26 protein-coding genes and 1 pseudogene are annotated in these 24,200 nt (G+C 66.3%); 15 read left to right on the forward strand and 12 right to left on the reverse strand.

The features are described from left to right. Positions 1 to 501 carry a molybdopterin-dependent oxidoreductase gene (locus HWX22_RS28165; RefSeq protein WP_175909848.1) on the reverse strand — a complete coding sequence of 167 codons (501 nt, stop codon included), beginning with the start codon at positions 499 to 501 and terminating at the stop codon, positions 1 to 3. A 47-nt stretch (positions 502 to 548) separates the two neighbouring features. Further along, positions 549 to 1,427, reverse strand: a complete 879-nt coding sequence (locus HWX22_RS28170) for a helix-turn-helix domain-containing protein (RefSeq protein ID WP_059818443.1) — start codon at positions 1,425 to 1,427, stop codon at positions 549 to 551. A 336-nt stretch (positions 1,428 to 1,763) separates the two neighbouring features. Here HWX22_RS28170 and HWX22_RS32395 point away from each other — a divergent pair. After that, positions 1,764 to 1,973 (forward strand): annotated as a pseudogene (locus tag HWX22_RS32395) (hypothetical protein); the annotation flags it as partial. A gap of 82 nt (positions 1,974 to 2,055) precedes the next feature. Here the strand turns inward: HWX22_RS32395 and HWX22_RS28175 are convergent. Then, positions 2,056 to 3,072: a 1-aminocyclopropane-1-carboxylate deaminase gene (locus tag HWX22_RS28175; RefSeq protein WP_175909850.1), complete on the reverse strand. Its 1,017-nt coding sequence runs from the start codon at positions 3,070 to 3,072 to the stop codon at positions 2,056 to 2,058. A 191-nt stretch (positions 3,073 to 3,263) separates the two neighbouring features. Between HWX22_RS28175 and HWX22_RS28180 the strand changes: the two genes are divergently transcribed. Further along, complete coding sequence (locus tag HWX22_RS28180; protein ID WP_175909852.1) at positions 3,264 to 3,764, forward strand: Lrp/AsnC ligand binding domain-containing protein; 501 nt, start codon at positions 3,264 to 3,266, stop codon at positions 3,762 to 3,764. Positions 3,765 to 3,968: 204 nt separating this feature from the next. After that, positions 3,969 to 5,690 (forward strand): ubiquinone-dependent pyruvate dehydrogenase, encoded by a 1,722-nt coding sequence (poxB, locus tag HWX22_RS28185; protein ID WP_175909921.1) that lies wholly within the window; start codon positions 3,969 to 3,971, stop codon positions 5,688 to 5,690. A gap of 22 nt (positions 5,691 to 5,712) precedes the next feature. On the opposite strand, the gene HWX22_RS28190 is transcribed toward poxB, so the two are convergent. After that, complete coding sequence (locus HWX22_RS28190) at positions 5,713 to 6,630, reverse strand: LysR family transcriptional regulator (protein WP_059818439.1); 918 nt, start codon at positions 6,628 to 6,630, stop codon at positions 5,713 to 5,715. A 120-nt stretch (positions 6,631 to 6,750) separates the two neighbouring features. Here HWX22_RS28190 and HWX22_RS28195 point away from each other — a divergent pair, with 120 nt between their 5' ends. Together HWX22_RS28195 and HWX22_RS28200 are read left to right on the forward strand one after the other, a co-directional pair. Then, positions 6,751 to 7,734, forward strand: a complete 984-nt coding sequence (locus tag HWX22_RS28195; RefSeq protein ID WP_175916834.1) for an aldo/keto reductase — start codon at positions 6,751 to 6,753, stop codon at positions 7,732 to 7,734. Between the two features lie 222 nt (positions 7,735 to 7,956). Next, a complete protein-coding gene (locus tag HWX22_RS28200; protein ID WP_059692532.1) occupies positions 7,957 to 8,547 on the forward strand; it encodes a methyltransferase domain-containing protein in 591 nt (196 codons plus the stop codon). Positions 8,548 to 8,604: 57 nt separating this feature from the next. Here HWX22_RS28200 and HWX22_RS28205 read toward each other — a convergent pair whose 3' ends face one another. Beyond that, on the reverse strand, positions 8,605 to 9,744 hold the full coding sequence (locus HWX22_RS28205; RefSeq protein ID WP_175916835.1) for an acyltransferase: 1,140 nt from the start codon (positions 9,742 to 9,744) through the stop codon (positions 8,605 to 8,607). A gap of 431 nt (positions 9,745 to 10,175) precedes the next feature. Here HWX22_RS28205 and HWX22_RS28210 point away from each other — a divergent pair, with 431 nt between their 5' ends. Together HWX22_RS28210 and HWX22_RS28215 are read left to right on the forward strand one after the other, a co-directional pair. After that, positions 10,176 to 10,556 (forward strand): hypothetical protein, encoded by a 381-nt coding sequence (locus tag HWX22_RS28210; RefSeq protein ID WP_175916836.1) that lies wholly within the window; start codon positions 10,176 to 10,178, stop codon positions 10,554 to 10,556. A gap of 104 nt (positions 10,557 to 10,660) precedes the next feature. Beyond that, positions 10,661 to 11,227, forward strand: a complete 567-nt coding sequence (locus HWX22_RS28215) for a hypothetical protein (protein WP_059818435.1) — start codon at positions 10,661 to 10,663, stop codon at positions 11,225 to 11,227. Positions 11,228 to 11,257: 30 nt separating this feature from the next. Here HWX22_RS28215 and HWX22_RS28220 read toward each other — a convergent pair whose 3' ends face one another. Then, complete coding sequence (locus HWX22_RS28220) at positions 11,258 to 12,133, reverse strand: LysR family transcriptional regulator (RefSeq protein ID WP_044848057.1); 876 nt, start codon at positions 12,131 to 12,133, stop codon at positions 11,258 to 11,260. Between the two features lie 161 nt (positions 12,134 to 12,294). Between HWX22_RS28220 and HWX22_RS28225 the strand changes: the two genes are divergently transcribed. The 3 genes from HWX22_RS28225 (at position 12,295) to HWX22_RS28235 (ending at position 14,495) form a co-directional block, all read left to right on the forward strand. Further along, a complete protein-coding gene (locus HWX22_RS28225; RefSeq protein ID WP_059818434.1) occupies positions 12,295 to 13,614 on the forward strand; it encodes a DUF3422 domain-containing protein in 1,320 nt (439 codons plus the stop codon). Positions 13,615 to 13,644: 30 nt separating this feature from the next. Further along, positions 13,645 to 13,845, forward strand: a complete 201-nt coding sequence (locus HWX22_RS28230; RefSeq protein WP_175909860.1) for a hypothetical protein — start codon at positions 13,645 to 13,647, stop codon at positions 13,843 to 13,845. Positions 13,846 to 14,060: 215 nt separating this feature from the next. Further along, a complete protein-coding gene (locus HWX22_RS28235; RefSeq protein ID WP_059818429.1) occupies positions 14,061 to 14,495 on the forward strand; it encodes a GNAT family N-acetyltransferase in 435 nt (144 codons plus the stop codon). A gap of 16 nt (positions 14,496 to 14,511) precedes the next feature. Here the strand turns inward: HWX22_RS28235 and HWX22_RS28240 are convergent, their stop codons facing one another. After that, complete coding sequence (locus tag HWX22_RS28240) at positions 14,512 to 15,408, reverse strand: LysR family transcriptional regulator (protein ID WP_059682052.1); 897 nt, start codon at positions 15,406 to 15,408, stop codon at positions 14,512 to 14,514. Between the two features lie 122 nt (positions 15,409 to 15,530). Between HWX22_RS28240 and tam the strand changes: the two genes are divergently transcribed. Then, positions 15,531 to 16,316: a trans-aconitate 2-methyltransferase gene (gene tam / locus HWX22_RS28245; protein WP_175916837.1), complete on the forward strand. Its 786-nt coding sequence runs from the start codon at positions 15,531 to 15,533 to the stop codon at positions 16,314 to 16,316. A 36-nt stretch (positions 16,317 to 16,352) separates the two neighbouring features. Here the strand turns inward: tam and HWX22_RS28250 are convergent, their stop codons facing one another. Further along, entirely contained in the window at positions 16,353 to 16,943 is a 591-nt protein-coding gene (locus HWX22_RS28250; RefSeq protein WP_059818426.1) for a GNAT family N-acetyltransferase, read from the reverse strand. A gap of 294 nt (positions 16,944 to 17,237) precedes the next feature. Between HWX22_RS28250 and HWX22_RS32095 the strand changes: the two genes are divergently transcribed. Beyond that, on the forward strand, positions 17,238 to 17,528 hold the full coding sequence (locus HWX22_RS32095; RefSeq protein ID WP_244135306.1) for a hypothetical protein: 291 nt from the start codon (positions 17,238 to 17,240) through the stop codon (positions 17,526 to 17,528). On the opposite strand, the gene HWX22_RS28260 is transcribed toward HWX22_RS32095, so the two are convergent. The 4 genes from HWX22_RS28260 to HWX22_RS28275 form a co-directional block, all read right to left on the reverse strand. Beyond that, complete coding sequence (locus HWX22_RS28260; protein ID WP_175916838.1) at positions 17,489 to 19,939, reverse strand: phospholipase C, phosphocholine-specific; 2,451 nt, start codon at positions 19,937 to 19,939, stop codon at positions 17,489 to 17,491. The two genes, HWX22_RS32095 and HWX22_RS28260, sit on opposite strands and share 40 nt — an antisense overlap. A gap of 104 nt (positions 19,940 to 20,043) precedes the next feature. Beyond that, positions 20,044 to 20,373, reverse strand: a complete 330-nt coding sequence (locus tag HWX22_RS28265) for a hypothetical protein (RefSeq protein WP_244135307.1) — start codon at positions 20,371 to 20,373, stop codon at positions 20,044 to 20,046. After that, positions 20,349 to 21,029: an HAD family hydrolase gene (locus HWX22_RS28270; RefSeq protein WP_175909866.1), complete on the reverse strand. Its 681-nt coding sequence runs from the start codon at positions 21,027 to 21,029 to the stop codon at positions 20,349 to 20,351. The genes HWX22_RS28265 and HWX22_RS28270 overlap by 25 nt, the downstream gene beginning before the upstream one ends. A gap of 35 nt (positions 21,030 to 21,064) precedes the next feature. Next, positions 21,065 to 22,009 carry a choline ABC transporter substrate-binding protein gene (locus tag HWX22_RS28275; RefSeq protein WP_082750626.1) on the reverse strand — a complete coding sequence of 315 codons (945 nt, stop codon included), beginning with the start codon at positions 22,007 to 22,009 and terminating at the stop codon, positions 21,065 to 21,067. Positions 22,010 to 22,271: 262 nt separating this feature from the next. Here HWX22_RS28275 and HWX22_RS28280 point away from each other — a divergent pair, with 262 nt between their 5' ends. Genes HWX22_RS28280 through HWX22_RS28290 form a run of 3 tightly spaced genes read left to right on the forward strand, consistent with a single transcriptional unit; the run spans position 22,272 to position 24,194 of the window. Then, positions 22,272 to 22,952 (forward strand): MgtC/SapB family protein, encoded by a 681-nt coding sequence (locus HWX22_RS28280; RefSeq protein ID WP_059818421.1) that lies wholly within the window; start codon positions 22,272 to 22,274, stop codon positions 22,950 to 22,952. 43 nt (positions 22,953 to 22,995) lie between these two features. Further along, positions 22,996 to 23,763, forward strand: a complete 768-nt coding sequence (locus tag HWX22_RS28285; protein ID WP_059818420.1) for a DeoR/GlpR family DNA-binding transcription regulator — start codon at positions 22,996 to 22,998, stop codon at positions 23,761 to 23,763. A 32-nt stretch (positions 23,764 to 23,795) separates the two neighbouring features. After that, entirely contained in the window at positions 23,796 to 24,194 is a 399-nt protein-coding gene (locus HWX22_RS28290) for a winged helix-turn-helix domain-containing protein (protein WP_244135308.1), read from the forward strand. The last annotated feature ends 6 nt before the right edge of the window (positions 24,195 to 24,200 follow it).

Here is a 24,200-nt window from a genome sequence, read left to right on the forward strand (position 1 = left end):
TTACTTCACGGTCAGGCCGATGATCTGCCATGCGAACTTGGCTTCGCCGAGCGGCGTCTTCAGCTCGTCGGGATACTGGTCGCGCGGATACATGATCCACAGCGGGCCGTAGTTGTCGTTGCCGAGCACCTTGCCGTTCATCGTGCGCGCGAGGATCACGCCGTACTTGTCGGCATCCGACACGGGGATCGTGAACGTATATTCGTCGATGCAGCGGAACTCGATCTGCGTGCCGTGCGCGTCGACGGTTTTCAGCACGTCGGACAGTCGCGGGCCGGTGAAGGTCGCTTTCGGCGTCCAGCTCGTCGACGTGACGATCGTGTGCTGCGGCAGCGCCATCAGCGCCTGCTCGGTAAAGACGAACGTCGTCTTGCCGGGCTGGTTGCTGCGGCCGATCTTGCCGTCGACGGTGAACGTGAACGACGCGGCCCAGCTCGCGGCGGCCATGCCGAGCAGGCAGGCCGTGACCAGGCTCTTGATCCAGATGGTCGAAATTCGCATGTGTTTCCCCTTGATCGTGTTCGTGTGGTGGAGTTCTTGTCGTGGTCTCAGCTCGCGGCGGCGGCCGTGGCGGCCGGCAGCGCGATCTTCAGTTCGCGCGCGACTTCGGCGAACAGGATCGGCAGGCGCACCGGCTTTTCCTCGCAGCGCGCGTTGTAGTGCGACACGATGTGCGCGATTTCGTCCTCGCTCGCTTCGCCGGTGGAGATCTTGCCGGTCAGCAGGAAGATCGGCGCGCCGCCGTTCTCGCTCGAACGGATACCGCGCACGAGCTCGGCGGCCGTCTGGTCGCCGAGCATCCAGTCGAGGATGTAGCCGTCGAAATCCTCGACTTCCAGCGCCTTGCGGAACGACGCGCCGTCATGGTACGGAATCGCGTTCACGCCTTTTTCGATGAAGTATTCGCAGACGGTTTCGGCGACGTCCCGCGAATCGTCGACGACCGCGATCCGCGCCGCGTACACGGTCGGCTGGCTCGAGCGCAGTTCGATGACGTCGACCGGATAGAGGCGGCCTTCGCGCGCGTGCTGGCGCTCGGTGACGATCCATTCGCCCTGCCACTGCAACGCGACGAAGTCCGTTTCGGTCTGGCTGCTGGCCTTCGCCGAGATCGCCGCGCGGCAGCGGAAACGGCGCGACTCGATCACGAGCGTCGCGTCGATCATCTCCGCGGCGGCCGGCTGCGTGCCCTTGTCGTCGAGCAGGATCGCGGGCGGCACGCCGAAGTGCGTCGCGATGTCCTGCAACTGCGACAGGTTCCACGGGATCAGGCCTTTCATCTTGCGGGTGACGACCGAGAAACTGAGGCCCAGCACGTTCGCGATCGTCGTGTTGTGACTGCGCGGCGGGACGCCGTTGCGCGTCAGCAGATCGCGCACCTTGGTGGCGGTGATGAGGTCGGCGTTGGCCTGCTCGCTATTGGGCATCTCGAAGGGGTCTCCTAGTTTGAGCGACGAAGAGCATATTCAAAAGTGACGCGATGCGCAAACTTTGAAATCGCGAATCACCTTGACATGCCATTTTTCTCCATTATTATTGCTCACCACGTCACTATTGTTTGTTGCGTCATGTTTGGAAGCCGGTGTCGACAACGGTCGGCCCAGCGAAAAGCGGCAACCAGTGCGTGACTGAACGATTCGAAGAGAGCCTGAGAGAGCCTTGGACTGCGTGTCGGCGTGGGTGAATTGTATTCGCCCCGCCGCGCGCAAGCCGGGTACGTGCTCGCGACAAGATGGCGCGAAGCAGTGCGGTGCAAATGGAACGTGGGAGAAGAAACGACGGTTCGTCGTTTGCTGGCGCCGGGGCTGTTGCTGTTGGCCGCATGCGCGTGATGCGTCCGTCACCGGCAACATGGTGCGGATCTGCAATGACACCGGGTGTTCCGATCGCCCTGACGATCAGGTTTCCTATCAAAAAAGGCGATTCCGACGACCGCGAGGGATCCGCGCATCGTTTCGTTGAAGCGGCCGTCGAAGGTCGCCCGCGACCTCCGCCTTGCGTTGTTTCGGCGGCGCCGACGTCGCGCATGCGTCGCCGGTCTGCCGCAACACGAGATCAACCTTCCCGAAAAATCCCGCTATACGCGCTCAACGCCGGCACCCCGCCGAGGTGCGCGTACAGCACCTTCGACCCCGGCTCGAATTCCCCGCGCCGCACCTTGTCGATCATCCCGTGCATCGATTTGCCTTCATAGACGGGATCGGTCAGCACGCCTTCCAGTCGCGCACACAGACGAATCGCCTCCAGCGTGCCGTCGTTCGGCAGTCCGTATTCGGGCCCGGCATAGCGCGTGTCGAGCACCACGTCCTGCTCGTCGATATCGCGCCCCAGCCCGACCAGCTCGGCCGTGTGCCGGGCGATGCGCGTGATCTGTTCGTGTGTGCGCTCGGGCGTTGCCGACGCGTCGATGCCGATCACGCGGTCCGCACGTCCGTCGGCCGCGAAGCCGACGACCATCCCCGCCTGCGTGCTGCCCGTCACCGAGCAGACCACGACATAATCGAACTTGAAGCCGAGTTGCGCTTCCTGCTCGCGTACTTCTTCCGCGAAGCCGACGAACCCGAGCCCGCCGAGCGGATGCTCGGAACACCCGGCAGGAATCGGATATGGCTTGCCGCCCGCCTGCCGCACGCTTTCCATCGCTTCTTCCCAGCTGCGGCGAATGCCGATGTCGAAGCCGTCGGCGACGAGCCGCACGTCGGCGCCCATCATCCGTGACAGCTGGATGTTCCCGACGCGGTCGTACACCGGATCTTCGTAGTTGACCCAGTGCTCCTGCACGAGCACGCACTTCATCCCGAGATGCGCGGCGACAGCCGCGACCTGGCGGGTCTGGTTCGACTGCAAGCCGCCGATCGACACGAGCGTGTCGGCGCCTTGCGCGAGCGCGTCGGGGACGAGGTATTCGAGCTTGCGCGTCTTGTTGCCGCCGAAAGCGAGGCCGCTGTTGCAGTCCTCGCGCTTCGCATACAGCTCGACCTTGCCGCCGAGGTGCGCGCTCAGGCGCTTGAGCGGCTGGATCGGTGTCGGGCCGAACGTGAGCGGATAACGGGGGAAACGTTGCAGGTTCATCGGCAAGCTCCGAAAGGCGGTGGGCGGGAATTCGAATCGGTCGGGTGCGGCCGGCACGCCGTGTCCCGATGGAAAAATGATAGGCAGGACCCCGCGAAATGAGCTTGCGAAATAAATAATGGAAACCTACGTTATCGATGAGATGAGCATCAAATAGATAATTTTGGTTCGCAAAAGTGACAGGAGACGCAATGAAATTAGATCGCGGCAGCGCATTGCCGGCCGATACGCCGCCGGTGCTCGACCGCATCGACCGCGCGATCCTGCGGCAGTTGCAGCAGGACGCGTCGATCTCGAACGTGAGCCTCGCCGCGAAGGTGAAGCTGAGCGCGCCGGCGTGCCTGCGGCGCGTCGAGCGGTTGAAGGAGATGGGGTTGATTCGCGGCATCGTGGCGCTGCTCGACCCGAAGCCACTGGGTGCCGGGATGCTGGTGGTGATCGGCTTCGTGCTCGATCGTTCGACGCCGGAGGCGTTCGCCGAGTTCGAGAAGGCCGCGCAGAAGGTGTCGGGGTGTGTCGAATGTCACGTGGTGACCGGCGAATTCGACTACTTCATGCTGGTGCGCACGCGCGACAACGAGAGCTTCAACCGCTTGCACGCGGAACAGCTGCTGTACCTGCCCGGTGTGCGGCAGGTGCGCTCGTTCATGGTACTGAAGGAAATTCTGTCGACGCATGCGCTGCCGGTGTAGCGCATCGCGATGTGGTCGGCCGCGCACGCTGCGTTGAACGGCATGCGTCAACCGAAGAGGAGCGCACCTGGCCGCGTCGCCGCGCATGACGCCCGCGTCGTCACGACGCCGCGCGGCACGATCGCGTATGCTCGTCCCGTCAGCGGCGACGGCGGCTGCCGTGGCCGAATATCGTGTGACGACCGATCAACGAGCGAGGGCATGATGGCTAGACAGACGATGGCGGAATACCTGGCGAAGACGCTGGCGGCAGCGGGCATCGAGCGCATCTGGGGCGTGACGGGCGACAGCCTGAACGGGCTGTCGTTCAGCCTGAGCCAGATCGGTTCGATCCGCTGGATGCATACGCGGCACGAGGAAAGTGCGGCGTTCGCGGCCGGCGCGGATGCCGCGTCGACCGGACGGCTCGCGGTCTGCGCGGGCAGCTGCGGCCCCGGCAACCTGCACCTGATCAACGGCCTCTACGATTGCCACCGCAATCACCAGCCGGTGCTCGCGATCGCCGCACACATTCCATCGACCGAGATCGGCCTCGGCTATTTCCAGGAAACCCATCCGCAGGAACTGTTCCGCGAGTGCAGTCATTTCGCGGAACTCGTGACCAACGCATCGCAGTTCCCCCGCGTGCTCGCGCGCGCGATGCGCACCGCGATCGAGGAACGCGGCGTCGCGGTGATCGTACTGCCGGGCGACATCGCGCTCGGCGACGGCCCGGACGAGTTGCCGGCGTGGAGCGACTCGGCACCGCCGTCGATCCTGCCGGCCGACGCCGATCTCGACCGGCTCGCGGCGCTGCTCGATGCGTCGGACGCGGTCACGCTGCTGTGCGGCAGCGGCACGCAGGGCGCGCACGACGAGGTGGTCGCGCTGGCTGACACGCTCGGCGCGCCGGTCGTGCATGCGCTGCGCGGCAAGCAGTTCGTCGAATGGGGCAACCCGTTCGACGTCGGCATGACGGGGTTGATCGGCTTCAGCTCGGGCTATCACGCGATGGAGTCGTGCGACACGCTGCTGATGCTCGGCACGGACTTCCCGTACCGGCCGTTCTATCCGACGCATGCGAAGATCGTGCAGATCGACTGGAAGGGCTCGCAGTTGGGCCATCGCGCGCCGCTCGCGCTCGGGCTCGTCGGCACCGTGAAGGAAACGATCGCGGCGCTGCTGCCGCGCCTCACGCGCAAGACGCAGCGGCGCTTCCTCGAGAATGCGCTGAAGCATTATGCGGCCGCGCGCAAGGGGCTCGACGATCTCGCCGTGGCCGAGCCGCCGGGCCGCGCGATTCATCCGCAATACCTGACGAAAGTCGTCGACGACGTCGCGGCCGACGACGCGATCTTCACGGCCGACGTCGGCACGCCGACGCTGTGGGCCGCGCGCTACCTGACGATGAACGGCAAGCGCCAACTGCACGGCTCGTTCAACCACGGCTCGATGGCGAACGCGATGCCGCAGGCGCTCGGTGCGCAGGGCGCGCATCCGGGCCGGCAGGTCGTGTCGCTGTCGGGCGACGGCGGGCTGTCGATGCTGCTCGGCGATCTCTTGACCGCGCGCCAGCTCAACCTGCCGATCAAGATCGTCGTCTACAACAACAGCCTGCTCGGCTTCGTGTCGATGGAGCTGAAGGCGGCCGGCTATCTCGACACGAACGTCGACCTGAGCCCGACCGACTTCGCGGCGATCGCGAAGGGCGCGGGGATCTTCAGCGTGCGTGTCGAGCATTCGGAGAACGTCGAGCATGCGCTGCGCACGGCGTTCGCGCACGACGGGCCGGCGGTGGTCGACGTCGTCACGTCGAAGTACGAACTGGCGATGCCGCCGAAGATCGAGATCGCGCATGCGAAGGGCTTCAGCCTGTTCATGCTGCGCGCGATCCTGAGCGGGCGCGGCGACGAGATCGTCGAGCTCGCGCGGACCAACCTGCGGTGAGGCGGCTGGGCGGGGCGAACCATCAGTTGTCCGACGCGTTGCCCGCTGCATCCGTCCATTCACGCACCGCCTCTACGAACAACCGCAATGCCGCCGGCGGATGCCGGTTCGCGGGATAGTAGAGACACAGGCTGTCGAACGTCTGCTCCCATTCGGGCAACACGCGCACGAGCCGGCCGTCGGCCAGATGCTCGGCGACGCGCGCGTGCGTGACCCACGCGATGCCGATGCCGGCGAGCGCTGCGTCGACCATCAGGCTCAGGTTGCCGAGCGTCATCGGCCCGTCGACGTCGACGCTCACGCGCTTGCCGTCGCGCGTCAGGTCCCATCGATAGAGCGCGCCGCTTTCGAAGCGGAACCGGATGCACCGGTGGCGCGTGAGGTCCTGCGGCGTATCCGGCGCCGGGTGTCGCGCCAGGTAGTCGGGCGACGCCACCGCGACCAAGCGGACCGCATCGCCGAACCGCACGGCGATCATGTCGCGCGGCACGTCCTCGCGCACGCGGATGCCCGCGTCGAAGCCGTGTTCGACGATGTCGATCATCCGCGAATCGACGACGAACTCCACATGAATGTCCGGATAGCGCGCGACGAAGCCGGGCAGCACGTGCCGGATCAGCGGGCGGGACGCGGATTCCGACGCGCTGATCCGGATCTGGCCGGACGGCCGGTTGCGGGCGGTCGCGGCGTCGTTCATCGCGTCCTCGAGATCGGCGACCGCGGGCCGCACGCGCAGCAGCAACTGTTCGCCGGCCTCGGTCAGCGCGACCGAGCGGGTCGTGCGGTTGAACAGGCGCACGCCGAGCCGCGCCTCGAGATGGCGGATCGCGTGGCTCAGCGCCGACGGCGACACGCCGAGGATGCGGGCCGCGCCGCTGAAGCTGCGCTGTTCCGCGATCGTGATGAAGGTCGTGAGTTCGCCGAGGCCGGTGCGCAGCATTGATGAAATTTCCTCAATAACGCATGAAATGGTACGCCGATTGTTGAGGCGTATCCATCAACCTACACTCGCTTCCTCGGCATCCCGTCGATCGTCTTTACCTTTCAGCAGGAGAAATTCATGCAAAAGCGCATGCTTGGTAAGAGCGGCCTCGAAGTCTCGGCAATCGGGCTCGGCTGCATGGGATTGAGCTACGCCTACGGTCCAGCCATCGACAAGGCGAGCGGTATCGCGCTGATTCGCACGGCGTTCGAACGCGGCGTGACCTTCTTCGATACGGCCGAAGCGTACGGCCCGTTCGTCAACGAGGAACTGGTGGGCGAGGCGGTGGCACCGTTTCGCGACCAGGTCGTGATCGCCACCAAGTTCGGTTTCGAGAACGGCGAGCCGATGAAGGGCGTCGACAGCCGGCCGTCGACCATTCGCGCGGTGACCGACGCAGCGCTCAAGCGGCTGAAGGTCGACCGCATCGATCTGCTTTATCAGCATCGCGTCGATCCGAACGTGCCGATCGAGGATGTCGCGGGCACCGTCAAGGACCTGATCGGCGAAGGCAAGGTCGCGCACTTCGGGCTGTCGGAAGCCGGTGAGCAGACGATTCGCCGCGCGCACGCTGTGCAGCCCGTCGCGGCGCTGCAAAGCGAATATTCGCTGTGGTGGCGCGAGCCGGAGGAGCGCATCCTGCCGACGCTCGAGGAGCTCGGCATCGGCTTCGTGGCGTTCAGCCCGCTCGGCAAGGGTTTCCTGACGGGGGCGATCGACGCGAACACGACGTTCGATGCGACCGACTTCCGCAATCTCGTGCCGCGCTTCTCGGAAGAAAACCGCAGGGCCAACGCGGGCCTCGTCGACCTGCTCGGCCGGATCGCGGCCGACAAGGGCGTGACGCGCGCGCAGATCGCGCTCGCTTGGCTGCTGGCCCGCAAGCCGTGGATCGTGCCGATTCCGGGCACGACGAAGCTGCAACGGCTTGACGAAAACATCGGCGCGGCCGCGGTGGTGCTGACGACCGACGAATTGTCGGCGATCGAGACGGCGCTGCGGCAGATCACGATCGTCGGCGAGCGGTATCCCGCGCAGTTTCAGCAGCGCGTCGACCGCTGATCGGGCCGCCATCGATTGCACGGCCCGCATCGGTGACGCAATCAGGGACAATCTTCACGTCGCCTTAAGTTTGCATTTCCTAGAATCGATTGATCGCCGCGCGAGCGCGGCGAACCGATTCTTCAGGAGGATGCACGTGAAAGAACCCCGTGTCGTCGTAGCCCTGTTGCAGGCAGTCATTGGCACGTCGAAGCCGAACGCGCAACCGCGCAAGGTCGGCCGATGACCTGGCCGAACGCGTTGCGTGTCTCGGCACTGTTCGTGCGCGAGTGGGTCGGCCGCCCGGCCGCGGTGGGCGCGTTGTGCCCGAGTTCGCGGCATCTGGCGCGCGAGATGGCCGATGCGGTGCCGGACGGCGACGGACTCGTCGTCGAACTCGGCGGCGGCACCGGCGCAATCACCGCCGCGTTGCTCGAACGCGGCGTCGCGCCACGGCGCCTCGTCGTGGTCGAGCGGTCGCCGGCGTTCGTGCAGCACCTGCGACGCCGCTTTCCCGGCATCTCCATCGTGTCGGGCGACGCGCGGCAGCTCGAGCGGCTGCTGCCGCCCGACGCGGCGGTCGATGCGATCGTGTCCTGCCTGCCGCTGCGCACGCTGCCGCGCGAGGACGTGACGGCGATCGTCGGGCAGTGCGAGCGCGTGCTGTCGGTCGACGGCGTGATGATCCAGTTCACCTACGATTTGCGCGTGCCCGAGCGTCACCCGCTGCGCGATCCGGCATTTGTTGCCGACGCCAGCCGGATCGTGTGGGCAAATATTCCGCCTGCGCGCATCGTCACGATGCGCAGGGCCGCCATCGGACAGGTGGCGTGATGCCCGCATCGTGGCGCGCTTCCTTTCATCGACCCTGCGGATGCCGTCGGTCGCGGTTCAAGTCGCGGCGTCCGGCATGCGCGCCGCGGGCCGCGACGCGGCCCGCCGGATGACGCGCTCGAGCGGCGTCGCGTAGCCGCGCGCGACGGCCGCGCTCAATCCGGCCGACAACACCAGATACGCGACGAGCAGCAGGAGCTTGCCGTCGCCGTGCATGGTGGCGGGCGGCCACACCGTGCGCAGCGCGCCGAGCGCGATCAGATGGAACAGGTACAACTCGTAGCTGAGCCGGCCGCTCCAGCGCAGCGGCGCGAGCGCGCGGCCCAGTGGTGCTCGCTCGCCGCGGGCATGCGCGCCGATCAGCAGCACGGCGGTGCCGAGCGCCATCGCGGACACGCCGGTCACATGGCTCTGCGCGATCGGCCACGCGAGATAGAGCACGGTCATCGCGATCGCGGTCAGCCATTGCACGGGCGCGTCCGCGAGCCGCTGCCAGCCGGCGCGTCCGGCCAGCAACGCGGTGCAGCAGCCGATCGCGATTCCGTCGAAGCACGCGAAATACGCATACAGAAACCCGCCTTCGTCGCCCGCATGCGTGACGCGGTACACGGGGCCGATCGCGACGACCGCCAGCCAGAACGCGAACAGCCGCGCGTCGCGGCGCAGGGCGATGCACAGCAGCGGAAACGACAGGTAGAACACCTCTTCGACCGACAGCGACCAGAGCACGCCGAGCGCGTAATTGACCCATCCGTACGTGCCGATCAGCACGTTCATCCAGAATGTCAGCGATGCGAGATTGACGAGCCAGAACGACACGGCGACACCCTGCGGCGCGTGGTTCGCGAAGATCGGCACGCCGGCCGCCGCCAGCCCGTTGACGAGGGCGAGCAGCAGGAGCAGGCACGGGACGATGCGCGCGATGCGCGACACGTAGAACGCGCGCACGTCCATCGCGCCGAGGCTGCCCCAGCGGCGGCGCGCATTCGACGTGATCAGGTAGCCGGAAATCACGAAGAACATCGTCACGCCGTAGTTGCCGTTGCGGACCACTGCATGCACCGCGTCCCAGCCGACCATGCGCGCGACGGACGTGTCGCGCAGCGAATACGGGATGTTGAAGTGATGCAGCAGGACGAGCAGGATCGACACGCCGCGCAGCACGTCGATCCGGGCATTGCGCGGCCCGGCGCTCATTGCGGCTGGCCCAGTCGCGCGCGAGACGGCCGCGCAGCCGGGAACGTGTCGCGTGAATGCGGGACGGCCTCGGGTTGGGCGTCGTGCAGCGTGGGGCGCCAGATGTTCAAGCGGGACTCCATCGGATCGGGAACGGGGCGAAATGCGTGCGATGCAGGCGGGCCAACCGGAAGCGGCCGAGCGTGCGTGCCATGAAAGCGCCGTCCGGCATCGAGGACGCCGGACGTCACGGTGGCACCAGTGTATCGGCGGATCGTCGGCGATTGTCCTGTCAGCGTTGACGGGGCGCACGCAGCGCAACCCGGCCGGTATGCGCCGCTGTTCCGGCATGCCATTTTTTGCATTGCAAAGCCGTTTTTTTGCACGGTATTTATGCTGCGCCTTCTAAGCTCGGGATGTGTCCAACAGCCAGGACGCTCTCCGTCCGCGCCATGACCTTCATCCATCCCGTACCCGAATACGACATCGCCGGCCTTCAACTGCGCGCCGGCGCGCGCACGACCGTCATCCCATTTCCGCCGCCGCGCCCGCGCCTGCGGTTGCCCGTCACGCTGACGGCCGACACCGGCGCGCTCGCGCACGCCCGGCTCGCGGCGTTGCTGCATTCCCCGCTCGGCGTGTATGTGGTCAGCGCGCGTACCGTGCGCGACGTGATCCATGTGGAATTCGACATCGCGTCGGAGGATCTCGACTTCACGCTGCATATGCTGATCGCGCAGCAGGTCGATGCCGTGATCGGTCCCGTTGTCCGCCGTCTGCGCGTGGCGACGCAGGATCGTCCGGCCGGGGAACGCCGATTGCTCGTACCGTAGGGTTCGCCGCCGATTCGCCGGCCATCGTGCCGTGGGCGGTCGGTCGCGGCGAGCGTTTGTGCGCCGCGTCGCACGCGGCGCCGGCCCTTGACAGGGAGGAATCCATGCACCTCATGGAAGAAGTGCAGACCACGCGTCCGGCAAGCGGCCGCGTGCGCGTGGCGACGTTGCCGTCGGGCACGCAGCTGGCCCTGCAGTTGCGGGTGACCGTGCGCGCGGCGGACGTGCTGCTGCGTCAGGCGATCCGGCTGCCGGACCGCCATCAGTGGTCGGTCGACCTCGAACGTGTCGACGCGGCCGGCGGGCCGCTGGCCGCCTGGGATTCGCACGTGACGCTGCGCATCGCGAAGACGTTCGCGCCGTCGGCCGATGCGATTGCGCGCGCTGGCGATCCGGACCAGGTTGCGGTCGACATTCGGCTGTTTCTTCCGGAGCAGGCGTATCTGGGCGAGCAGCGCGTCGGCATCTTCGGCCGGCGGCACGGCAACCGGTTCGGTGCGACGCTGTCGGTAACGGCCGGGTCGCAGTGGGGCGGCCGGCGTACCGAATGCATTCCGCCGGCCGGGAGGCATGTGCATGGCGACACGCTGGAGGCGCTCGTCGACACGATAGCGGGCATCGTCAACGCGGCGCTGCTCGCGGCCGGCCATCCACGGCCCGGCGGTTCGTGACGGCGCAGGCGGCGCGCGTCCGGCCGCGGCTCAGGCGTCGCCGGTCTGGCCGGTTTGCCGCTGCAGGTCTTCCATCAGTTGTTCCGCGAGAAAGTCGCACGGCGGGCGCTTCGATTTCGTGCTGCGCGCGAGGATCAGCTCGAGCGGCGGCAGATCGGGCAGCCCGTGCGAGCGGCCGAGCATCGACAATTGCGCGGGAATCGCGCAGCGCGCGAGCGGCGCGACCGCAAGCCCGGCCTCGACCATGCTGAGCAGCCCGAGCAGGCTCGGGCTTTCATAGGACGTGCGAAACGGCAGCTTCGCGCGTTCGAGGCTGCGGATCGCGTTCTCGCGCGCGACGCTGCCCGGCATGAACACCGCGATCGGCAGCGGCCGTTCTTCCCATACGCGCGGCCCGTTCGTCATCGCGGCCCACGCCATCGGCTCGTGGCGGATGAAGTCGCCGGACAGCCCCTTGATGCGCGTGCCGCACACGAGATCGACGGTGCCGTCCTTCAGGAGCGGCGCGAGCGCGCTGCTCGGCAGCCCGATCACCTGGATCTCGACCTTCGGATAAGTCGCGGAGAACTTCTTCAGCACCGACGGCAGCAGCGACGACGCATAGTCGTCCGGCACGCCGATCACGACCTTGCCGGTCACTTCCGGCCGCACCACGGCCGCCCACGCCTCGTCGCGCAGCGCCAGCATTCGTCTGGCGAATCCCAGCAGCACCTCGCCTTCGCGCGTCAGCACAATGCTGCGCGGCTTGCGCACGAACAGCGGCCGGCCGATCGCGTCCTCGAGGCTCTTGATCTGCATGCTCACGGCCGATTGCGAGCGGTTCACCGCTTCGGCGGCGCGGGTCATGTTGCCGGTTTCCGCGACGGCGACGACGGTGGCCAGCACGTCGTGATCGAGCATCTTCATCGGTATCAGGAAAACTGAATGTAACGATCAGCATTATGCGTTTTTATTGTCGCTGTGTGTCTGCCATAGTGGCATCGAGCCTGCCGTGTCGTTCGATGCGGTGCGGCTATCACGCCGGCGTGCCCGGCACGCAGCGTTGAACAGGGAAGAGTGGTGTACCGATGATCGATCATCCGTTGCGCGCCGCACTGGCCGCGGAATTGCATGCGCGGCCGTTCCTGCGGCTCGCCGAGGCCGTGTCGCTCACGCACTACGCGATCTACGCGGACGGCCAGCCCGACATCCACGAAACGCTGCTGCACGCGCTGTGTCGCGACACCGGCATTGCCGTGCCGCAGGACGGCGCGACCCATCATGCGGTGCAGTCGCCGTGCGGCTGGCATCTGAAGTGGGAGCGACACACCGAATTCTCGACGTTCACGTTCGTCGCGCCGCGTCGCGACACCGGCTATTTCGACGATCTCGCGATCGAAGGGATTCCTGCCGCGTGGTTCGCGCGGCTGGCGGGCATCCGCTTCGTCGCGGTGCGCATGGAGTTGCTGTCGGGCGATGCCGCGCGGCTCGTGTGCGGTGACATGCGCCGCTGGATCGACGGGCCCGCGCTCGTCGGCAGCAACGTGCTGGGCGGCGGCAAGGTGTTTTGCGACTGGCACGTGCGTGACGACGGCTTCATGCGCTTTCTCGTCGTCGACGAGGATTTTCGCGAGGAGCAGGGCGGCCGACTGCTGCAGCGCCTGTATGAAATCGAGACGTACCGGATGATGGCGCTGCTCGCGTTGCCGGTCGCGCGGCGGATGAGCCGCGAGCTCGACGAGATCCATGCGGCGCTGCATGCGCTGATGCAGCGGATGGACGCGAGCGGCGCCGACGGCGACGACGCGGCCTTGCTCGTGAAGCTCACGCATCTCGCGGTGCGGGTCGAGGCGCTGTCGGGGTCCGGCGGCCGCTTCAGCGCGTCGCGTGCCTACGAAAAGCTCGTGCTGGCGCGCATCCACGAATTGCGCGAGGAGCGCATCGAAGGGATGCCGACGATCGCCGAGTTCATGGAGCGACGCTTCGCGCCGGCAATGGAAACCTGCCGCAGCGTGTGGGCGCGTCACGAGCAGATCGCCGCGCGGATCGCGCGCGCGGTCGACCTGTTGCGCACGCGCGTGAATCTCGCGCAGGAAAAGGACGTGACGCGCTTGCTGGCCGGCATGGAGCGCACCGCGCGCAATCAGCTGCATCTGCAGCACGCGGTTGAAGGATTGTCGGTGGCAGCCATTTCGTACTACGTGCTGTCGCTCGCGACAGCGGCGTTCAAGGCGCTGCACGTGATGAACCTGCCGGTCGATCCCGAACTGGCGGAAGGCCTGCTGATCGCGCCGGTCGTGTTCGCGGTGATTCACATCACGCGGCGCACGCGCGCGCAACTTGCACGGTCGGAGGGCGCGCATGACGGCGCACCCGTGCAGGCAGCGGCGTTGAAACAGGCAAATTAGAACATCGACGACATATCAAAAGGAGTGGAGATGACTTTTACGCAAACGCAACCCGGGTTCTTCAGTGGCCTCGACGCATTCGACGAGCCGGTATGGGACGAAGCCGGCGCGCCGGAGGAGGCGCGTGTGACGTCGTATCAGGCCGTGCTGCAGGAGCCGATGACGTCGCTCGTCGGGAATGCGATCGATCGGCCGGATGTCGCGGCGGTGGCGATTCTCGGGTACAACTGACGCGGATTTGCATCGAGTCGATTCAAGCATTTGCCGCGGCTTGAGCAGGCTCCAGGCGCGACGAAACGGCGGGTGCGGGATGTGCCCGTCGTTTGTACGTTCGTCATGATCGGCACAGACTCCCGCTGCCGCCGAACGCGCTACGCGCTAGAGTCGCCCGACGCCCGTCACGAACACTGCACGTTCTGCGGCTCATTCACGCACGTCTCCATTCCATGACCGCGCATCCCGCCGTTTCCCTTCAGCTCACCGACACCGAACAACCGGCTGCCCGCGATTTCATCAGCCGCAAGCTCGGCGAATTCAACCACGCGATGACGGGCCGCAGCGACACGGCAGCGCTCGACGTCTACGTGACCGATCCCGCGACCGGCGAGGTCCTGGGCGGGCTCACCGGCCGAACGTCGCTCGGCCTCTTCTTCATCGACCTCTTTTACCTGCCGGAATCGCTGCGCGGCGGCGGCTTCGGCAGCAGACTGCTGCGCGAGGCCGAAGCGGAAGCGAAGCGGCGCGGATGCGCCCGCGCGGTGCTGTACACGATTACGTTCCAGGCGCCGGATTTCTACCGGAAGCACGGGTACGAGGCATTCGGCGAAGTGCCGTGCGAGCCGGAAGGGACGGCGCGCGTGTTCATGGTCAAGGCGCTTTGAACGACGTTGCCTGACTTCACCGCCCCGGCGTGGCGCGCTCGACGATCATGTCGTACAGCGCCTGTGCCGCGGGCGACAACTGCGCGGCCCGGCGCTTGACCAGCACCAGCGTGCGCGACACCGACGGCTCGACGAGTTCGATCGTGCGAATCATCGGATACGCGTTTTTCTGGATCGCGAGCTTCGGCACCACGGCCGCGCCGAGGCCTTCGGCGACGAGACCGAGCGCGGTCGAACTGCGCTGCACTTCGTAGAACGAATGCAGCGTCACACCGCTCGTCTTCAGCGCACCTTCGAGCAGCCCGCGATTGCCGCTCACTTCGCCCGCGAAGATCAGCGGATGCGGCTGCAGCGCGGCCCAACGGATCCGCCGACGCTTCGCGAGCGGGTGATCGTCGCGGCAGACGAGCACGTACGGATCATGCGTGAGCGGCACGCTGACGAGTTCGGGGTGCTGGTCGCCCGCGATGCTGATCCCGAATTCCGCTTCGCGGCGCAGCACGGCCTGCAATACCGACGCCGACGCGTGATCGAGGATCTTCACGCGATCGTGCGGCCGGTGCCCGGAAAACGCCCGCAGAATACGGGGGAGATACTGAACGCCGACCGTCGGCACGCACGCGATCGTCACGTCGCCGCGCTGGCTCAGGCCCGTTTCGCGGATTTCGGTCAGCGCGTCCGACAGCTCGTTCAGCAGCCGGCGCGCCTGCGGCAGGAAACGCCGGCCGATTTCGGTGAGGGTGGTGCGGCGTGTCGTGCGCTCGATCAGCGCGACGCCGAGAAACGACTCGAGCTTGCGCAACCGTTGCGTGATCGCCGTTTGCGTGACGTGCAGCGTGTCGGCCGCCTGCCTGAAGCTGCCGCCGTCGGCGATCGCGACGAAAGCCTGGACACCGAGCGTATCGATTTTCATCAGAAACATGAATCAATAACGATATTAAATTCATTTTACTGAAGAACAGCGAGATCGCAGAATGCGCTGCATCGACGGCTGTCGATATCCCGACGCCGTCCACGCCGACCAGGAGGCATACCGTGACGACATCACTCGATCAATACGCCAACCAGTACGTGCGATTCGAAGACGAACGCACGCGGCCCGTGCGCGATCTGCTGGCCGCCGTGCCGGATACGCCGATCCATACCGCGATCGACATCGGCTGCGGGCCCGGCAATTCGACCGAAGCGCTGATCGCGCGCGCCCCCGACGCGACGGTTCGCGGGATCGATGCGTCGCCGGACATGATCGCGGCCGCGCGCAAGCGCCTGCCCGCGCTGCGTTTCGATCTCGCGGATGTTTCCACCTGGGACGATCCGGGCGGCTACGATCTGATTCTGTCGAATGCGGTGCTGCAATGGGTGCCCGCGCACGACACGCTGTTTCCGTCGCTCGTCGGCCGGCTCGCGCCGGGCGGCCGTCTCGCCGTGCAGATGCCGGACAACCTCGACGAACCCGCGCACCGGCTGATGCGCGAGGTCGCCGCGGCCGGACCGTGGGCGCACAAGCTGAAGGACGCGGCGCGCACCGAGCGGTTCGACGCGCGGTATTACTACGCGTTGCTGTCGCCGTCGTGTTCGCGGGTGGATGTCTGGCGCACGACTTACTACCATCCGTTGCGCGGCGGGATCGATGCGGTCGTCGAATGGTTCAAGGGCAGCGCGCTGCGGCCGTTCCTCGCGGCGCTGGACGAAAGCGAACGCGACGCATTCGTCGCGCGCTATCGCGACGCGCTCGCCGGTCCGGACGGCTATCCGCTGCTCGACGACGGCACTGTGTTGCTGCCGTTTCCGCGCCTGTTCATCGTCGCGACGCGGAAGTAACGCGAAAGCAGGACCGGGGCGGCGGCTGGTCGTCGGTCAGGACGCCGGCCGCATCGATTCCGGATCGACCGTCCGGCTCTTCGCGGACTGCCCGTCACGCAGGTCCTTGTACCAGAAGAGGGCGACTTCCCCGTCGTTCGCGCCGTCGGCGTAAAGGAAGCGGTCGTGGCCGCCGATGACGAAGCCCGCACGCGCGTACGTGCAGCAGGCCGCGACGTTGTTCGCCTGCGTTTCCAGCCGCATGAAGCCGAACCCGCGGTTGCGCGCCCACGCTTCCGCGGCCGCCAGCAGGAACTGGCCGATCCCTTGGCGCCGGCAACCGCGGTCGACCGCGAGTTCCGCTATTTCGGCCATCCCGTTCCAGCTTTCGGTGATCGCGACGAATCCCGCGAGGCGCCCGCCCGCGCTCGCGCGAAACAGCGCGGTACCGCTGGACGCCTCGCGCGCCCAGCCGGCCGGGTCGAAGCCGTAGTCCTTGCGCCGCACGGGCAGCGCGCGCAAATCGAGCAGATCCTGGTACGGCGCATTCAGCTCCCACGCGATCTCGAACGAAAAGTCGCATCCGTTCAGTTCGTCGGCGGGCAGATCGACCGCCTGTTCGATGCTGATGTGCTCGGCTCGGTCCATGTGTGTCGGTGTCCTGTCTTCAGCGGGATTGCCAAGTATTTCCGCCGGGGCGAGCGCCGCCTTGCGGCGAGCCGGATCGCGCCCGTTCCTGTTTCGAATTGCTGCGCTCGCACAATGCTTCCCCCGCGGCGCGATTCAACGCCCGATTATGCGGGATATCGGCGGCGACGCTGCATCGACCTGGAACGGGTATGCAGCCATGCCACGCATCGGCGCGAAACGCAATATGTTCAGCGGTGCATATCGAAACGGCGATCGACCGCACCGACCCATATTCGCCGGCACAGGAGCACGATGTTGAATTCGACGCAGCGGGAAGCCGTCGGCGAAGCGTTTTCGCTCGGCGATATGCGGCGCGCAAGAATGCACGCGATCTACAAGGTCGGCAATCTGGGCGATTCCGACGGCGCACCGGCCGCCGGGCTGTGGATCCTCGAAATCCGGAGCGCGCATCCGACGCGGCCGTTCGGCGCGTTCCACGAGGACTTGCTGATGAGAGCCGAGCCGGGCGACGCGCGCCGTGAACGCGCGTCGCCGGCCGTTCGTCAGATGCTGATCGCGACCGGGCCTGCCAGCGGCGTGTAGCCGTCGTCGAAGAGGAACCACGCATCGTACTGGCCGGACGCCAGCGCGCTGTTCGCCGTCGTCGAGAACAGCAGCGAGCCCGTGCTCTTCGGCAGATACGCCCACGACTTGTAGCCGCCCTTGGTCGGTTGCGCGCCGCGCGGATAGATGCCGACCCAGTTCTTCGGGCTGTGACGCCAAGGCGGCACGACGTAGTCGAACCGCAGCGTGCCGTACGACGAGCCCTGCGACGACAGCGCGGGCACGAACTTCCCGTTCGTATTGCCGATCGCCGAATCGGTCAGCAGCGCGCCTGCTTGCGCCTGCACGCAGCCGGCCACGCGGCGCAGGAAGTTCGGGTCGTTCGCGTCGCGGATGCTCGCGTCGTACCAGCCTGCGTCGCCGTACCACGTCACGGCCTGCGTCGCGCCGGCCGGCACGCTGACCGACTGCGGCGTGTTCATTCCGTACGCGTTGTCGACGAGCTGGAACGTTGTCGCGCTCGATCCGGCGGTGTTGTCGAGCGTGATCTGCACGTTGCCGTTCTGCACGTCGTAACAGAGGCTGACTTCGGCCGACGAACCGGTATTTCCCGACGCGCCGACGTTGCCGCGGAACGTCTGCAGGAATCCGTTCGGCCCGTAGACCGAATAGTCGTAGCCGCCGGCCGAGTTCAGCGCGAGCGAATCGGACAGGGTCGTGCACGCGTTCGCGCCGGCGCCGATCGTGTATTGCCGCGGGATCGTGCTGGTGCCGTCGACCCACGCCTGCAGATGCACGCCCGCCGTGCCGGTATTGGTCATCGTCAGCGCGAGCGTCTTGCCGGAGCGGTTGACCTTGCCCTGCACGAAGAACTCGTACGGCAGCCGGCATGCCGCATTGCGGCCGGTCGTTTGTGCCGGCACAGCGGTGGTGGTCGCCGGCGGGATGATGACCGTCCAGCCGTTCGGGTCCATGTTGCTGGCCGGGCTCGGGATCGCGGGCACCGTCTGGTCGGGATTGGTGAAGTCGAATGCCGACGTGAGATCGCCACACACGGTGCGCCGCCACGGCGTGATGTTGGTTTCCTGCAGCCCGAAGCGCGTTTCCAGAAAGCGGATCACCGACGTGTGATCGAACACTTGCGAGTTGACCTTGCCGCCTTTCGACCACGGCGAGATCACGAACATCGGCACACGCGGGCCGAGGCCGATCGGCACGTCGCCGCTGGCCGATCCGTCGGACGCCGCGCCGCTACTGCCGACGAATTCGGCCGCGGTCGAGACCGTCGACCGGCCGGTGCCCGCGGATGCGCTGGATGGCACGGCGGGCGGCACGTGGTCGAACAGGCCGTCGTTCTCGTCGTACATCACGAGCAGCACCGTGCTGGCCCAGACTTTCGGATTCGACGTCAGCACGTTGAGGACGTTGCTCACATACCATTCGCCGCCGCTCGCGGCCCACGACGGATGTTCGCAGTACGCGTAGGGCGCGGCGATCCACGATACCTGCGGCAGCGTGTCGTTCGCGACGTCGGCCTGCAACTGGCTGAACAGGCGCGTGTCGTATTCGGTGCCGCCACCCGTCGGGTCGATTTGCGTGCCGTTGAGCGCCGGCGCGAGCGGATCGGTCGCGCCGAGGTTCTGGTACTGCCTGAAGTTGAGGATGACGTTGTCGCCGTAGTTGCCGTTCCACCAGAGATCCTTGCTGGAGCCGTTGTACTCGCCGTAACCGTGCGCGGCATCGAGCCCGTTGCCCTTGTCCTGGTAGAACTTCCACGTGACGCCGGCCGCATTCAGCCGTTCCGGCATCGTGGTCCAGCCGGTGCCGGTCATCGTGTTGGTCGTGTACGGCGTGTAGCCGGGCACGTTGCCGCAGCAACCGGTCCACAGATACAGGCGGTTCGGGTCGGTCGGCCCGAGCATCGAGCAGTGGTAGCCGTCGCACACGGTGAAGGCGCTCGCCAGCGCGTAATAGAACGGGATGTCGTTCTGCGTGAAGTAGTACATCGTGCCGCTGGTCTTCGCGCCGGCCCAGTTGTCGTAACGGCCGTTGTTCCATGCGCTGTGCGTGCCGTTCCAGCTGTGGTCGAGGTCGCCGTAATAGGTGTCGCCGTTCGCGCTGCCGGCCGGCGGCGACGGGTTGAACGGGAACACGTACGACAGCAGCCACGGCTGGCGCCAGACCGGATACCCGCTCGAGATCACGACCGGGCGCGGATCGCCGAAGCCGCGCGCGCTGCGCAGCGTGCCGAGGTAGTGGTCGAACGACCGGTTTTCCTGCATCAGGATCACGACGTGCTTCACGTCCTGGATCGTGCCGGTGACGGTCGCCGCCGGAATCGACTGCGCGCGTAGGATGCTTTCAGGCAGCATGCCGGTGACCGCCGTGGCGCCCGCGAGCTTCAGCGCATCGGCCAGGAACTGACGTCGTGTCGTGGATTTGTTTTGCATGTTCGCTCTCTGTCATGAATGGCCGGACGGACTGGCCGGACGCCCCCGCGCTTCAAACGCCGCGCGTTGCGATCGCAGTCACGCCGGACAAGGGCAGGTGCCCGTCAGTGGCAAGCCGTGGCGCAATGCAGGACCGGCGCGGCGGCCGGGCCCGATGCCGATGCGCGGTTCGCGGCGAGATTGCCGGCCGCGCCGGAATCGCCATCACCGCAACCGGCCAGCGTGCAAAGGAGCGCGATCATGAAAGCGCCGCGCCAGTGCGGAAAGCGGCTTTCCTTGCCGGCGGGCGGAGCGGAGTGGTCGCGACTCGATTCGAGTCGGATTCCTGAGTGATTGACGTGCGTCGATCCTGTTCCTGCTTTCATTGCCCCTCCAGAAATGAAATGAACAGCGGAGAATATCGCCCGAATCAGAACAACTTCATGACAGGCCATCCGCGCGTGCCGGCGACGTGCGACAGCCTTGCATCGGGATTGGTCGCGACCGGATGCGTGACGTAGTCCAGCAACGGCACGTCGTTGATCGAATCGCTGTAGAAGTAGGTTCGTTCGAAATCCGACGGCGCGTAGCCGAGCGATTCGAGCCATGCGTTCGTGCGCACGACCTTCCCTTCGCGAAAACTCGGCACGCCGGTGCTGCGTCCGGTGAACCGTCCGCCCGGCGTGCCGTCGTCGGTATCGAGCTCGATGCCGAGTAGATGCTCGATTCCAAACTCGGCGGCGATCGGCCGCGTCACGAACACGTTGGTCGCGGTGACGATGCAGCAGAGATCGCCGTTCTCGCGATGGCGATCGACGAGCGCGCGCGCCTGCGGCGTGATGGCCGGCCGGATCACCTCGTCCATGAATTGCGCGTGCCAGCGTTCGAGCTCGGCCCGCGGATAGCGGGTGAGCGGCGCGAGCGTCACCGCGAGATACGCGTCCATGTCGAGCGTGCCGGCTGCGTAGTGGCCGTAGTGCTCGTCGATCAGCGCCGCGTGCGTGTCGTCCTCCAGCGAGCCGACCCGGGCGATGAAGCGGCCCCAGGCCTGGTCGCTGTCGAGCGGAAGCAGCGTATGGTCGAGATCGAACAGCGCGAGATTCCTGTGCATGTGAAAGTCCTTGTATTGCCTGCCTGCTGGCGTGCTCATGCGCCGATGAGTTTCTCGATCGCGTCCTTCGCGTTCTTCCCGTCGATGGTCGTGACGCCGTCGAGCCACTTCGACAGCACGCCCGGGTTCTTCCTCGCCCATTCCTTCGCGACCGCGACAGGGTCCGCGTGATTCATGATCGGCACCATCAGCTGGTTCTCTTCGTCGGTCGTGAATTTCAGGTTGGTCAGCAGGCGGCCGACGTTCGGGCAGCGTTCGAGGTAGCCGGGCGTGACGAGCGTGTAGACCTTCGCGGAGCCGTAGTTCGGGCCGAACACGCCGTCGCCGCCTTCCAGGTACGCGATCTTGTAGTTGATGTTCATCGGATGCGGCTCCCACGCGAGGAACACGATCATCCGGTGTTCCTGCACCGCGCGCGTCACCTGCACCAGCATCCCGGCCTCGCTCGACTCGACGAGCTTGAAGCCGCCGAGCCCGAATTCGTTCCGGTCGATCATCCGCTGGATCAGCGCGTTGCCGTTGTTGCCGGCGCCGATTCCGTAGATCTTGCCGTCGAGCTGGTCGCGAAACTTCGCGATGTCGGCGAAGCTCTTCAGGCCCTTGTCCGATGCGTATTGCGGCACGGCCAGCGTGTAACGCGCGCCGACCAGATTCGGCTGCGGTAGCAGGTGCACGGCGCCGGCGTCGACGAACGGCTTCACCGTCGGCGTCATGCTCGGATCCCAGTAGCCGAGGAACGCATCGATCTGCGCCTTCTTCACGCCGGCCAGCACGATCGGCGGCGACGCGATCGTCTTGCTGGCTTCGTAGCCGAGCCCGTCGAGCAGCATCATCGCGACGCCGGTCGTGGCCGCGATGTCGCTCCAGCCGACGTCGCCGAGCGTCACCTTCCTGCAGACGTCGCTTTCGGATGCGTGAACGGGCGCCGTCGCGATCGACGCGAGCAGCATTGCGGCCAGCATCCATGCCTTCTTCATCATGTTGGTATCCTAAGCAAGTGTTCCGGATCGGGTTGCGTGAGTGGTCCGACGATCGATCGTATTGATCGGATGAAACAAGCGAACTTGGGTCTAGCCGCGCGGTTTTTCGTAACGTATATTAGAACGCACAAAATCGCAAGTTCGCACAAAAATACAACCCGCGGCGCGCGCGAACCGTCAGCCGGACGAAAGCAGGACACGTCGGGCGGCGGTCCGGGCGGGCCGCGTTTCATCAAGTCGGTTCAAGAAAAGGAGGCATCGCATGATCAGTCAGATGGAAATCATCTCCCGCCTGTTGCTGGCCGCGCTGCTGGGCAGCATCATCGGCATCGAGCGCGAACGGCTGTCGTGGGCGGCCGGCTTGCGCACGCACATGCTGGTGGCGGTCGGCGCGGCGCTCGTGATGGTCGTGTCGGCGTTCGGCTTCGCGGACATCCAGAACGCGAAGAACGTGTCGCTCGACCCGTCGCGGGTCGCCGCGCAGGTCGTGTCGGGCATCGGCTTTCTGGGTGCCGGGTCGATCATGCTGCGCGGGGAGATCATCCGCGGGCTGACGACGGCGGCGAGCCTGTGGGTCGTCGCGGCGGTCGGGCTGGCGGTGGGCGGCGGCATGTACGTCGCCGCGATCGCCGCGACGGCGATCGTGCTGACGATCCTCGCCGGCCTGAAGCCGATCGAGAAGCGCTTCTTCGCCGCGCGGCAGCGCTGGGGCGTGCGCATCCTCGCGAGCCGCGGCGCGGTGAAGCTGACGTCGCTGCAGGCGATGCCCGGCATCGACCAGGCGCGCATCGTCCAGTTCGTCATCGAACAGGACGACGCGACACCGGACGACGACCGGATCCACGTGGTGTTCTCGAAGATGACGAGCCGCGAATTCCAGGTGGTCCGTCAATCACTGCAGACCCTCGGCGGGGTCAAAAAGATGGAGGAGAGCGCCGCGTAGCCTCGGTTCGAATACCATTGACGTTCATTTCCAAGGACATTTCATGTGGCAAGAAGAGCGATATCAGAGGATCCGGCTTCTGTTATCGAAGATGCAGCGCGTCTCCACCGACCGGATCATGGCCGACCTGAACGTGTCGCGGGAAACCGTGCGCCGCGATCTCGTCGATCTCGAGGCGATGGGGGAACTGAAACGCGTGCACGGCGGCGCGGTGCAGGTGGGAGACGAAGCGCCGATCGCCGAACGCGCGCAGACGCACGTGAAGGCGAAGCAGGCGATCGCGCGCGCCGCGGCACGGCTCGTCACGGGTTCGCAGACGCTGTTCATCGATGCCGGCACGACCACCACGTTGCTGGCCGAGGAACTGGCGAAACTGTCCGGCCTCACGATCGTCACGAACTCGATCGACGTCGCGCTGAAGATGCGCTCGAGCGACCCCGGCCAGGCGAAGAACGAAACGATCCTGCTCGGCGGGATGATCGGCAGCCGCGCGGCCGCGACGGTCGGCGACGGGACGATCGCCGAGATCTTCCGCTATCGCGCCGATCTCGCGTTGCTGTCGCCGGTCGGCGTCGACCACGTGCGCGGCGCGACGAACTACGACCGGATGGAAACGGAAGTCGCGCGCGCGATGGTCGCCAACGCGGCGGACGTCGCGATCCTGGCCGACTTCAGCAAGCTCGGCACGAACAGCCGGATCGGCTTTTGCGAACCCGCGCGGATCGGCACGCTCGTGACGGACCAGAAGGCGGAATCGGTCGACAGCTACCCGAGCATCAAGAAGGCCATCCGGAACATCGTGCTGTCGTGATGGGGGCCGGCGTGCCGCGTCATCCATCGTGTATGCTTGCCCGCATCGTTCCACCGGCAGACAACATGAAGACTTCGGCACACTCCAAGCCAGAGGTGCGGTTCAGAATGCGCATCCAGCAGGCCGGCACGATCGCGCTCGGGCCGGGCAAGGTCGCGCTGCTCGAGGCCGTGCGCGAGCACGGCTCGATTTCGGCGGCGGCGCGCAGCCTCGAGATGTCGTACCGGCGCGCATGGCTGCTGATGGACGAGTTGAACCGGTCGCTGAAGTCGCCCGCGACGGTGTCCGAACACGGTGGCCAGAGTGGTGGCGGCAGTGTGCTCACGCCGGTCGGCGAAGAGATCATCCGGCTTTATCGCGAGATTGAGGAACGGGCGTACGCGGCCTGTGCGGGCGAAATCGCCGCACTGACCAAGATGGTGCGCCGCTGAAGCTTG

It is taken from the genome of Burkholderia sp. BCC1638 (assembly GCF_902833195.1).
Lineage (GTDB): Bacteria > Pseudomonadota > Gammaproteobacteria > Burkholderiales > Burkholderiaceae > Burkholderia > Burkholderia diffusa.